The 10,956-nt window shown below is 70.7% G+C and carries 12 protein-coding genes; 5 read left to right on the top strand and 7 right to left on the bottom strand.

Annotated features, from left to right (window positions below; genetic code table 11):
* The first annotated feature begins 76 nt into the window (after positions 1–76).
* Positions 77–871 (top strand): enoyl-CoA hydratase/isomerase family protein, encoded by a 795-nt coding sequence (locus CEY15_RS00140; RefSeq protein ID WP_095716779.1) that lies wholly within the window; start codon positions 77–79, stop codon positions 869–871.
* Between the two features lie 8 nt (positions 872–879).
* Here the strand turns inward: CEY15_RS00140 and CEY15_RS00135 are convergent, their stop codons facing one another.
* Genes CEY15_RS00135 through thiL form a run of 3 tightly spaced genes read right to left on the bottom strand, consistent with a single transcriptional unit; the run spans position 880 to position 3,112 of the window.
* Positions 880–1,590 (bottom strand): uracil-DNA glycosylase, encoded by a 711-nt coding sequence (locus tag CEY15_RS00135; RefSeq protein ID WP_017837006.1) that lies wholly within the window; start codon positions 1,588–1,590, stop codon positions 880–882.
* Between the two features lie 4 nt (positions 1,591–1,594).
* A complete protein-coding gene (locus tag CEY15_RS00130) occupies positions 1,595–2,116 on the bottom strand; it encodes a gamma carbonic anhydrase family protein (protein ID WP_095716778.1) in 522 nt (173 codons plus the stop codon).
* 9 nt (positions 2,117–2,125) lie between these two features.
* Positions 2,126–3,112 (bottom strand): thiamine-phosphate kinase, encoded by a 987-nt coding sequence (thiL, locus tag CEY15_RS00125; protein WP_095716777.1) that lies wholly within the window; start codon positions 3,110–3,112, stop codon positions 2,126–2,128.
* Between the two features lie 111 nt (positions 3,113–3,223).
* Between thiL and CEY15_RS00120 the strand changes: the two genes are divergently transcribed.
* Positions 3,224–3,862, top strand: coding sequence for a DUF3515 domain-containing protein (locus tag CEY15_RS00120; RefSeq protein WP_017837009.1), 639 nt, complete (start codon positions 3,224–3,226; stop codon positions 3,860–3,862).
* A 20-nt stretch (positions 3,863–3,882) separates the two neighbouring features.
* Here CEY15_RS00120 and CEY15_RS00115 read toward each other — a convergent pair whose 3' ends face one another.
* Both CEY15_RS00115 and CEY15_RS00110 read right to left on the bottom strand, forming a co-directional pair.
* Complete coding sequence (locus tag CEY15_RS00115; RefSeq protein WP_095716776.1) at positions 3,883–4,989, bottom strand: D-alanine--D-alanine ligase family protein; 1,107 nt, start codon at positions 4,987–4,989, stop codon at positions 3,883–3,885.
* 10 nt (positions 4,990–4,999) lie between these two features.
* Positions 5,000–5,998, bottom strand: a complete 999-nt coding sequence (locus tag CEY15_RS00110; RefSeq protein WP_095716775.1) for an NAD(P)H-dependent glycerol-3-phosphate dehydrogenase — start codon at positions 5,996–5,998, stop codon at positions 5,000–5,002.
* Positions 5,999–6,106: 108 nt separating this feature from the next.
* Here CEY15_RS00110 and cofC point away from each other — a divergent pair, with 108 nt between their 5' ends.
* From cofC to CEY15_RS00095, 3 genes are read left to right on the top strand one after another with little or no spacing between them, the layout of a single operon-like run.
* Complete coding sequence (gene cofC, locus CEY15_RS00105) at positions 6,107–6,829, top strand: 2-phospho-L-lactate guanylyltransferase (RefSeq protein WP_095716774.1); 723 nt, start codon at positions 6,107–6,109, stop codon at positions 6,827–6,829.
* Positions 6,826–8,922, top strand: a complete 2,097-nt coding sequence (locus tag CEY15_RS00100) for an RNA degradosome polyphosphate kinase (RefSeq protein WP_095716773.1) — start codon at positions 6,826–6,828, stop codon at positions 8,920–8,922. The genes cofC and CEY15_RS00100 overlap by 4 nt, the downstream gene beginning before the upstream one ends.
* Complete coding sequence (locus CEY15_RS00095; protein ID WP_095716772.1) at positions 8,919–9,836, top strand: NUDIX hydrolase; 918 nt, start codon at positions 8,919–8,921, stop codon at positions 9,834–9,836. Before CEY15_RS00100 ends, CEY15_RS00095 begins: the two co-directional genes overlap by 4 nt.
* Positions 9,837–9,845: 9 nt before the next feature.
* On the opposite strand, the gene CEY15_RS00090 is transcribed toward CEY15_RS00095, so the two are convergent.
* Together CEY15_RS00090 and leuD are read right to left on the bottom strand one after the other, a co-directional pair.
* Entirely contained in the window at positions 9,846–10,226 is a 381-nt protein-coding gene (locus tag CEY15_RS00090; RefSeq protein ID WP_095716771.1) for an HU family DNA-binding protein, read from the bottom strand.
* Between the two features lie 119 nt (positions 10,227–10,345).
* A complete protein-coding gene (gene leuD, locus CEY15_RS00085) occupies positions 10,346–10,951 on the bottom strand; it encodes a 3-isopropylmalate dehydratase small subunit (protein WP_031264903.1) in 606 nt (201 codons plus the stop codon).
* Between the last annotated feature and the right edge of the window lie 5 nt (positions 10,952–10,956).

The following is a 10,956-nucleotide window of genomic DNA, read 5'->3' as shown; positions in this document are numbered from 1 at the left end:
GCCAAGCCTAGTACCCTCACCGTGCGACACCCTGTCGAACAGGCCGAGACGACCCGTACCCCTTTCTGGAGACCAGATGACCCCTGACCTGACCGCCACTCCCCTCGTCACTCTCGAGGACGGCGTCCTCACCATCCCCGTCTCCCTCGAGGGCAGGGGGAACTCTCTGGACTCCGACGCCGTCACCCAGGCGGGTGCCGCGCTGACCGCCCTTCTGGCGGGCGAGATCGAGGCCGGTGCCATCCTCCTGGTGGGGCTGGGCAAGAACTTCTGTGCGGGCGGCAACGTGCCCGGATTCGCAGCGGCCGAGGATCGCTCGGAGCACGTCCGGGAGCTGGCCGACCGCTTGCACGCGGTGGTCCGCCAACTCGAGGAAGCGCCGGTGCCGGTGGTGGCCGCGGTAGCCGGGTGGGCGGCGGGTGCGGGTCTGTCTCTCGCCCTGGCCGCCGACTTCTCCGTCGGGGACCCGGACACCCGCCTGCTCGCGGCCTACCCGGGCATCGGCCTGTCCCCGGACGGTGGCATGTCGTGGCGTCTGCCCCGGGCGATCGGGCCGGCAGCGGCCCGGGCGTTCATCCTCGGCAACGAGCCCGTCGACGGGGCGCGGGCCCACGCCATCGGACTGCTCACCACCTTCACGGAGGAGGACGTCCCCACCACTGCTCGCGACCTGGCCGTCCGCCTCGCGTCCGGCCCGCGGGCCTCGTACGCCGCCACCAAGGAGCTGCTGCGCCGGTCCGGCGAGAGAACCCTCGCCGAGCAGCTCGACGCGGAACGGGACGCCATCGCGGCGCTGGCGGTGTCACCCGACGGGATCGAGGGCGTGGACGCGTTCGTCGCCAAGCGCGCCCCGCGCTTCGGTGGAATCTGAGCGCGCCCCTACGTCTGCTCCGGCAGGTCCGGCAGCCGCCAGTCGACGGGGTCCACACCGAGCCGGCCCAGCTCCTCGTTCGCGCGGCTGAACGGGCGGGACCCGAAGAACCCCCGCGAGGCCGACAGCGGCGAGGGGTGCGCGGAGGCGATGACCGGTGTGTCCCCGAGCATCGGCGCGAGGGACTGTGCCTGGCGCCCCCAGAGGATCGCGACCATCGGTCGGTCGCGTTCCGTCAGCGCCTCGATCGCCCGCCCGGTGACCTCCTCCCATCCTTTGCGCTGGTGGGAGGCGGGCTGCCCGGGCGCCACGGTGAGCACCCGGTTGAGCAGGAGTACGCCGCTGCGCGTCCAGGCACTCAGGTCACCGTGTGCGGGGGCCGGCAGAGCGAGGTCGTCGGTGTATTCGCGGTAGATGTTGACCAGACTCCGCGGCAGGGGGCGGACGTGCCCGTCCACGGCGAAGCTCAGGCCGACGGCGTGGCCGGGGGTCGGATAGGGGTCCTGACCCACGATCAACACGCGGACGTCGTCGAACGGCTGGGTGAACGCGCGCAGGATCCGCTCGCCGGTGGGGAGGTGACCACGGCCCGCGGAATCCTCCTCGCGCAGGAAGTCGCCCATCCGCCGGATACGGTCCTCGACCGGCTCCAACGCGCGCGCCCAGCCCGGGTCGACGAGCTCGCCCAGCGGGCGCCGGCCCGCGTCGCCCCCGACCACCCGGTCAGTCGATCCGTCGGAGCTCGGAGCGGTACCGCATCGCGTTGTCGTGGTACTTCTGCGTGTTCCCGTCGAGCATCTCCGGGTCCACCTCGTACCCCTCGCGGATTCTCGCCGGCGCCCCCATCGCCATTCGCGCGGGGGGGAGCTCGAACCGGGGCGGGATCAGGCACCCGGCGGCGACAACCGCCCCGGCACCGATCACGGCGCCGTTGAGCACGATCGACCCGGAGGAGACGAGAGCACCGTCCCCGATCGTCGCTCCCTCGATGTGCGCGTTGTGGCCCACGATACAGTGCTCCCCGAACACCGTCGGTTCCGACTCGGTGCAGTGGACGATCGTGCCGTCCTGGATGTTGGTCATCGCGCCGACCTCGATGCGCCCGTAGTCTCCGCGGAGGACGGCGGTCGGCCACACCGACACACCCGGTCCCAGGCGGACGCGGCCGATCACCACGGCGTCGGGGTGCACCCAGGCGTCGGGAGCGATGTCGGGTTCGAGGTCTCCGAGTGCGTAGACAGCCATGCGGCCAGCCTAGTTCGCACCGCGCGCGGAGTCCCAGCCCCCCGGGGTGCGCGGGCGGCCGTCCAGGAAGACGGCCCCGGGGTCCCCCTCGCGGATCGTCCCGATCACGGTGAAGCCCGGGGGCACGGTCGTCCCGGGAGGGAAGGTGCCCAGCAGGCCGTGGTCCTCCCCGCCGTCGAGAATCCAGTCCACGATCTGCGCCTCGGGATCGCGCAGCCCCAGTGCCGCGGCGGCCTCGCCCAGCCGGGGATCGACGGGGAGCGCCTCGACGACGAGGTCCACGGCCACCCCGGAGGCGCGCGCCATCCCGGACAGGTCCCGCAGGAGGCCGTCGCTGACGTCGGTGAGCGCGCTGGCGCCGGCGAGCCTGGCCGCCTTCCCGGAGCCGATCGGGAGCTCGGGGACCCGGTGGGCCTGTTGCAGGGTGCCGTCGTGGTGGCCGGCCAGCAGGAGTGCCAACCCCGCGGCGGACCGCCCCGGCGCACCGGTGAGCGCCACCCGGTCGCCGGGGGCGGCGCCGTCGATCCGCAGGGGGCGCGCGCCGTCCGGGAGAGTGCCCATCGCGGTGACCCCGACGACGACGAGGGTCGCGCTGGTGAGATCGCCGCCCACCACCACCGCACCGGACCGCGCGGCCTCACCGTGGATTCCTTCGGCCAGCTCACCGATCTGGTCCATGGTCGTCCGGCCGGGTACCGCCAGGGCCACGAGGACGCGGGAGCAGTCGGCGCCCATGGCCAGGACGTCGGAGACGTTCTGTGCGACGGCGCGGCGGCCGATGTCCCTCCATGTGGTCAGGTCCAGACGGAAGTGGGTGCCCTCGACCAGCATGTCGGTCGTCACCACGGTCGCCGCGGCGGGACCGAGTACCGCGGCGTCGTCCCCGTTGCCCACGGGATCGCCCGAACCGGCCTGACCCGGCCTGCTCAACACTTCCAGGACCGCGGCTTCCCCGGCCTCCGCCACGGTCGGTGGCCGGTCGCTGGCAGCGCTCATCGGTGTCCTCGGTGGTCAGGCGCCGGGAGACCCGGCGGGTGTCTGTAGCGTTGCCGACAGGCTAGCGGCCGCGACCCGGGCGGCCGATCGTAGGAGAGAGGACGCCTCGAGGTGGACACGACGGACACGAACTCGGGTGATCGGCACGACGCGGGTTCGTCCGGACCCGCGGCAGCGCAGGACCCGGCACCCCACGACGGCCACCGGCCACCGGTCTCGACCGTCGTCGTGATCGCGGCGGTCCTCATCCCGTTAGTGCTGTTCGCGGTGGTCCTGGTCCTGGTACGCAACGTCAGCGACGAGGCGGCCGAGACCGCCGCGAGCGAGCCCGTCACCGCCGTGAGCATACCGGCCCCCGGGGCCGAATCCGAGGAGTGCCTGTCGTTGCTGGAGTCGCTTCCGGACTCCCTGGGGGAGGCGAACCGGGTCCCGTTCGTCGAGCCCGCGCCGCCGGGCGCGGCCGCGTACCGGTTGCCCGACGCCGAGACCGTCGTCGTCCGCTGCGGTCTGCCCGCACCGCCGACGTTCACGGTCGGGGTGTCTCTCCAGGAGGTCAACGGTGTGCAGTGGTTCAACGAACCGGATCCGGACCCGGCCGTGACCTCATCCACCTGGGTGGCCGTGGACCGGCCCGAGTACATCGCGGTCACGCTCCCCGCGGCCGGCGGCACGGGACCGATCCAGGACCTGTCGGACGCGCTCTCCGCCGGACTCGAGGCCGTCGAACCGCGGCCCGCGCCGATCAGCTGACCCGCGCGGTCAGCACTCTGTCAACACCGGGCCAGCGCGGTCCGCACGAGGGTGTCGAGCAGGGTCCGGTAGTCGACTCCGGAGGCCGCCCACATCTGTGGGTACATCGATATCGGGGTGAATCCCGGCATGGTGTTGACCTCGTTGATCACCGGCCCGTGGTCGGTGACGAAGAAGTCGACGCGGCTCAACCCGCGGGCGTCGAGGGCGTGGAACGCCTCGACGGCCAGGGCCCGCAGGCGATCGGTCTCCGCGGCGGGCAGCCGCGCGGGCAGGTCGAATGTGCAGACGTCGTCGAGGTACTTGGTGTCGAAGTCATAGAAGGAGTCGCCCTCGGTCTCGCCGTCCAGACCGGTCGGCTCCCCGGGGATGTGCAACTCGGCGGGCAGGCTCGCCTCCACGCGCCCGTCCGGATACTGCAGGACGCCGCATTCGACCTCGCGCCCCACGATGGCCGCCTCGACGATCACCTTGGGGTCGAACCGGCGGGCCTCGGCGATGGCCGCCTCGAGTTCCCCGATGCGGGAGACCTTGGTGATCCCGATGGACGACCCACCGCGGGCGGGCTTGACGAACAACGGCAGCCCGAGCCGGTCCAACTCCGACTCCGGCACCGTCCCGGACCCCGGACGCAACACCACCTGCTCGCCGATCGGCAGTCCGGCCGCACCCAACACCACCTTGGTGAACTCCTTGTCCATGCCGGCCGCGCTGGCGAACACCCCCGGACCCACGTAGGGGACGCCCGAGAGTTCCAACAGACCCTGGACGGTGCCGTCCTCCGCATGGGTGCCGTGCATGACGGGGAACACCACGTCCACCCGGGCCACCTCTTCGCCGGCACGCTCGCCGTCCGTGAACCGCAGGACCCCGCGGTCGTCGGCGGACAGGCCGAGTGCCACCCGCGGTCGTCCCGGGTCGACCTCCGGCAGGACACGGTCGATGATCCGCAACCCCGAGACGTCGTCGGGACCCAGGGTCCACGTCCCCGATCCGGTGATCCCGACCGGGACCACCTCGTACACGGCTCGGTCGAGGTGTGCCATGACGGCACCGGCGGACACGCAGCTCACGGAGTGCTCCGAGCTACGCCCGCCGTACAGGACGGCAACGGTGATGCGATTCACCGGGCCGAGGCTACTCGGGCTTGGTGCTGCGTCTCATGAGGCGCACCGCCACCTCGACGGCGTCACCCCCCTCGTGGCAGATCTCGTGGACGGCCTCGGTCAGGGGCATCTCGACCCCGACCTGCCGGGAGAGCGCACGGATCGACGTACAGGACTTGACCCCCTCCGCGACCTGGCCGTTTGTGGCCTCCTGTGCCTGCTCCAGGGTCTCGCCCCTGCCCAGTCGCTCTCCGAAGGTGCGGTTGCGCGACAGCGGCGAGGTGCAGGTGGCGACCATGTCGCCGAGCCCCGCGAGGCCTGCGAAGGTCATCTGGTTGGCGCCGAGCGCCACCCCCAGCCTCGTCGACTCCGCCAATCCGCGCGTGACCAACGACGCCATGGTGTTGTCGCCCAGGCCCATGCCGGAGGCGATCCCGCACACGAGCGCGATGACGTTCTTGGTGGAACCACCGATCTCGCAGCCCACCACATCGGAGTTCGTATACGGCCGGAAGTAGGGGGTGGCGAACGCGTCCTGCAGCCGGGCGGCCCGGTCGGCGTCCGTACAAGCGATGACGGTCGCCGCGGGCTGTCCCTCGGCGACCTCCCGCGCCAGGTTGGGTCCGGACAGCGCGGCGATCCTGTCCTCCGTCAATCCCGTCACCTCTGCGACGACCTCGCTGATACGCATCAGCGTCCCCGTCTCGATACCCTTCGCCAGGGAGATGACCCCGGCGTCCGGCTCGAGGAGGCCGACCCACGTCTCGAGGTTGCCCCTCAGGCTCTGGGACGGAACGGCCAGGACGACCTCGTGGGAGCCCGCGAGGACCTCGGCGGGGTCCGTCGAGGCGGTGACGGTCGCCGGCAACACGATCTCCGGTAGGTATTTCTCGTTGCAGTGACGTTCGTTGATCCCCTGGGCCACCTCGTCACGGCGCGCCCACATCACGACCTCCGACCCCGCGTCCGCGAGGACCTTCCCGACGGCGGTCCCCCACGACCCCGCACCCATCACCGCGACCCGCGCCATTTCGCCTCCCGGCTCGTCGTTCACCACCGGGGCCCTCGCCGGTGGATCGTGAGCAAACGCTACCCGGCCCGGCGCGCGCGCGAGGGTCTGCTGGCAGGATGGCGGTCGATGACTACGGTGTCGGGGCACAGGGCGGCGGACGGCGGGTGGACGATCGTCGTCCCCGTGAAGGCGCTCGACCGCGCCAAGAGCCGTCTCGCCCGCGCTCTGCCCGCGTCCGACCGCCGCGAGCTGGCGCTGGCCATGGCCTCGGACGTCCTGAGAACCTGCGTCGCGACCCCCGGTGTCTCACGGGTGCGAGTGGTGACTTCGGATACGGACGTGGCGGCACTCGCGCGCCTGCTCCCGGTCGAGATCGTCGCCGAGCCGCCCGGCACCGCGGGGATGACGGGGGACGACCCGCTCAACGCGGCGCTGACCGGGGCGATCCGCGGTGTGCCCGGGCCGGTCGGCGTGGTGACCGCCGACCTGCCCGAGCTCGGCACCAGCCAACTCGCCCGGGTCCTGTCGGCCGCCTCCGGGCACCCGCATTCGATCGTCCCCGACCATCACGGCGCCGGGACGACCATGGCCTTCTGGACGGGCCCGGTCGAGGAGCGACGGCCTCGTTTCGGGCCCGGGTCGGCGGCTCGCCACGTCTCCGACGGCGGCGCGGTGGCGCTCGACGGTGCCGACCCGTCGGGCGCATCCGGTCGCGACGTCGACACCCCCGAGGACGTCCTGGCGCTGACCGGTCGAACGGTGGGTGCGGCCACCGCCGCCGTCATCCGGACCCCCTCGGCACGTCAACGTCCTCACGCCGCGGGTGTATCAGCCACAATGGTCCGGTGACCGCAGACGATCCCGTGCTCGAGCAACTCCCCCGACCCCGTGACCGCTACCTCAACCGCGAACTCAGCTGGCTCGACTTTAATGCCCGGGTGTTGGCCCTGGCGGGCGAGAACGACCTGCCGCTACTCGAGAGGGCCAAGTTCCTCGCGATCTTCGCATCGAATCTCGACGAGTTCTACATGGTGCGGGTGGCCGGCCTTAAGCGCCGCGACAAGACGGGTCTGTCGGTCAGGTCCGCCGACGGTCAGACGCCTGCCGAGCAGCTCGGCCGCATCAGTGTCCGCACACGAGAACTCTGCGACGAGCAGACCCGGTTGTTCCACGACGAGATCAGGCCGGAGCTCGAGGAGCACGGGATCCGCATCCTGGCCTGGGGTGAGTTGACGTCCGACGAGCAGTTCTCGCTGGCGGAACTGTTCCGGAACTCGATCTTCCCCGTGCTCACTCCCCTCGCCGTGGACCCCGCGCACCCCTTCCCCTACATCTCCGGGCTCAGCCTCAACCTGGCGGTGATCATCCGCGACATCGGGTCGGGTCAGGAGCATTTCGCCCGGGTCAAGATCCCCCACAACGTGCCCCGGTTCGTCAGGGTCGACCGGGGTGTCGAGGACGAGTACTCGTTCGTCCCGGCGGAGGAGATCATCGCCGCACACCTCGGCGACCTGTTCCAGGGCATGGAGGTCGTCGAGCACCACGTCTTCCGCGTGACCCGCAACGCGGACATGGAGGTCGAGGAGGATCGTGACGAGGACCTGCTGCAGGCGCTCGAGCGCGAGCTCGCCCGCCGACGCTTCGGGTCCGCCGTGCGCCTGGAGATCGCGGAGGACATGACGTCCCGGATGCTCCGGATCCTGCAGCACGAACTCGATGTGGATTCCGAGGACGTGATCCGGTTCTCTGGTCTGCTCGACCTGACGGGGCTGTGGCAGATCCACGGCCTCGATCTGCCCGACCTCAAGGACCCGGCGATGGTCCCCGCGACGCCTCCGGCGTTCGGCGAGCGTGAGACCGCCCGGAACATCTTCGCCTCGCTCCAGGAGGGGGATGTCCTGGTCGAGCACCCCTACGACTCGTTCGCCACCACGGTCCAGCGGTTCATCGAGCAGGCCGCTGCGGACGACAACGTGCTGGCGATCAAACAGACCCTCTACCGGACCTCCGGCGACTCCCCCATCGTCAACGCGCTCGTGGACGCGGCCGCGGCCGGCAAGCAGGTTGTGGCGCTGGTCGAGATCAAGGCCCGGTTCGACGAGCAGAACAACATCCGCTGGGCGCGCGAGCTCGAACAGGCCGGGGTCCACGTGGTCTACGGGCTACTGGGACTCAAGACGCACTGCAAGACCTGCCTCGTGGTGCGCAAGGAAGGCGACCGGCTTCAGCGGTACGCCCACATCGGTACGGGGAACTACAACCCCAAAACGGCCCGGCTGTACGAGGACGTGGGGTTGTTCACGGCGGACGAGGACGTCGTGTCGGACCTGACGGACCTGTTCAATCACCTCACCGGGTTCTCCAACGTGTCCAAGTACCGGCGGCTGCTCGTCGCGCCCGAGGGCATCCGTTCGGGGATCATCGAGAGGATCGACCGGGAGATCGGCCTCGCCGCCGAGGGGCGTGAGGCGGGCATCCGGCTCAAAGCCAACGCACTGGTCGACGAGCAGATCATCGACGCCCTCTACCGGGCCTCCCAGGCGGGCGTGCAGGTGGACATCGTCGTCCGCGGGATCTGCGCACTGCGCGCCGGGGTTCCCGGGCTCAGCGAGAACATCCACGTCCGCTCGATCCTCGGCCGCTTCCTCGAACACTCGCGGATCCTGAACTTCCGGGGGGCCGACGAGGTGCTCATCGGCAGCGCGGACATGATGCACCGGAACCTCGACCGCCGCGTCGAGGTGATGACCACCGTGACCGACCCCCGGCTCAAGGGGCAGATCCACCGCATCTTCGACTCCGCTCTGGATCCGGCCACCCGCAGCTTCCACCTGCGACCAGACGCCTCCTGGGCGCGGATGCCCGGCCCCGGGGACCGGTCCGACTCGGTCGACCACCAGGAGCGAATGGCCTCCGTGCACGCGGGGTTCCGGGACCGATGAGCAGGAAGTCGAACGGAGGCAACCGCGTCAGGGTGGTCCCCGCTGCGGGAGCCGTCCTCTACCGCATGGACGGCGGGGAGGCCCGCTGTGCCGTGGTCCACCGTCCCCGGTACGACGACTGGTCGCTGCCCAAGGGCAAGGTCGATCCCGGCGAGTCACTTCCGGTCACCGCGGTGCGGGAGATCGAGGAGGAGACGGGCCACACCGCCGTCCTCGAATCGAGGATCGGGACCACCGCATACCCCCTCAAGGAGAACACCAGGAAAGAGGTCACCTACTGGTCCGCTCGCGCGACCGGGGGTGACTTCGAGCCGAACTCCGAGGTCGACGAGATCCGGTGGCTTCCGGTGGACGAGGCCAAGGATCTTGTCTCGTACGGCCTGGACCGGAAGATCCTCGGCCGCTTCGCCGCGGCCCGGCCGGTGGACTCGGTGCTCCTGCTGGTCCGACACGCCAAGGCGGGGAGCCGCTCCGAGTGGAGTGGGGACGATTCCGCGCGTCCGCTCGACAAGACCGGACGAACCCAGGCCGAGCTCCTGGCACCGATGCTCAGGGCGTTCGGTGTCCGGAGGCTACACAGTGCTCCCCGGGTGCGGTGCGAGCAGACGGTGGGCCCCCTCGCCGATGAGCTGGGGGTCGAGGTCCGCCTCGAGCCGGCTCTGAGCGACGAGGCCTACCTCGACGACCCCGTCGCCGCCCGCACCAGAGTGATCGAGATCGCCGACGGCGACGGGGTCGCGGCGGTGAGCTCGCAGGGGACGGCCATCCCCGGGCTGGTCGGGGACCTGTCCCGGCTGGCCGGGCTCGTCGTGGCGGACACCTCCACCAAGAAGTCCGGGACGTGGGGGCTGGGGTTCGCGGACGGGAGGCTGGCGTTCGCCGACTACTACCCGAGCCCGCTCCCCGCGAGGTGAGGCGGCTGCTCAGCCGACCTTGTCGCGGCGGTTCACGCCGTTCTTGCCGACCCCGCCGAAGGACTGATGCGAGCTGGTGCGCTTCGCCGCGAGGCGGCCCTCGGGGAGCGTCTCGGTGCCCTGCACGACGGACTTGAAGTACTGACCGGGCCGGAACGCCGGTGAGTAGGTGGGCGGCACCGGAATGGACTCACCGGTGTGCGGGTTGCGCGCGACCCTGGCCGCACGCGCGCGCTTCTCGAAGATGCCGAATCCCATGATGGTGATCGACTCACCCGCCGCCACCGCCCGCACGATGATGTCGAGAGTGTTCTCCAACGCCTCTGTGGCGAGCTGCTGGTCTCCGTCCATACGTTCCGCCAGCTCGGCGATCAGATCGGCCTTGTTCACGGGTGTCCCCCTAGAGGTGAGTACGCCGACGCGGCAGAGCACCGCGCCACATAAAGATAAGCATACTCACACGTTGCTGGCTCGGGGGCCGTTCCGGACGGGCCGACGCGATCCGCCGGTCACCCCCGGTCGGGCACGGTGGTGACCGGCTTGAACGACGGTCGACGCTCCTCGAACGCGGCGATCGCCTCCGCTTTCCGGAGCGTGAGACCGATGTCGTCCAGCCCCTCCATGAGACGCCACCGGGTGTAGTCGTCGATCTCGAACGGGACGGTCAGGTCGCCCGCGGTCACGGTCCTGGACCCGAGGTCCACGGTCAGCTCGATCCCCGGTCGCTCGTCCATTATCTTCCACAAGAGATCGACGTTCTGCTGTTCGACCTGTGCGGCCACCAGACCGGACTTGCCCGAGTTGCCCCGGAAGATGTCGGCGAACCGCGAGGAGATGACCACGCGGAAACCGAAGTCCTTCAGGGCCCACACCGCGTGCTCGCGGGACGAGCCGGTGCCGAAGTCCGGGCCCGCGACGAGCACGGACGCCCGGTCGTACGGAGCGCGGTTGAGGACGAAGTCGGGTTCGCCTCCTCGCCAGGACGAGAAGAGCCCGTCCTCGAACCCGGTGCGTGTGACGCGCTTGAGGTACTCGGCGGGGATGATCTGGTCGGTGTCCACGTTGGACCGGTGCAGCGGGGCCCCGATGCCGGTGTGGGTGGTGATCGGCTCCATGTGGA

This window comes from Dietzia natronolimnaea, assembly GCF_002289575.1.
In the GTDB taxonomy this organism is placed as follows: Bacteria; Actinomycetota; Actinomycetes; order Mycobacteriales; family Mycobacteriaceae; genus Dietzia; species Dietzia natronolimnaea_A.
This window is presented reverse-complemented; position numbering and strand designations above follow the sequence as displayed.

What these genes read in the sequence shown, in the direction of transcription:
- leuD (WP_031264903.1), bottom strand. Translation starts at nt 10,951, where the DNA reads ATGGAGCCGATCACCACCCACACCGGCATCGGGGCCCCGCTGCACCGG.
- CEY15_RS00130 (WP_095716778.1), bottom strand. Translation starts at nt 2,116, where the DNA reads ATGGCTGTCTACGCACTCGGAGACCTCGAACCCGACATCGCTCCCGAC.
- cofC (WP_095716774.1), top strand. Translation starts at nt 6,107, where the DNA reads ATGACTACGGTGTCGGGGCACAGGGCGGCGGACGGCGGGTGGACGATC.
- CEY15_RS00140 (WP_095716779.1), top strand. Translation starts at nt 77, where the DNA reads ATGACCCCTGACCTGACCGCCACTCCCCTCGTCACTCTCGAGGACGGC.
- CEY15_RS00110 (WP_095716775.1), bottom strand. Translation starts at nt 5,998, where the DNA reads ATGGCGCGGGTCGCGGTGATGGGTGCGGGGTCGTGGGGGACCGCCGTC.
- CEY15_RS00095 (WP_095716772.1), top strand. Translation starts at nt 8,919, where the DNA reads ATGAGCAGGAAGTCGAACGGAGGCAACCGCGTCAGGGTGGTCCCCGCT.
- thiL (WP_095716777.1), bottom strand. Translation starts at nt 3,112, where the DNA reads ATGAGCGCTGCCAGCGACCGGCCACCGACCGTGGCGGAGGCCGGGGAA.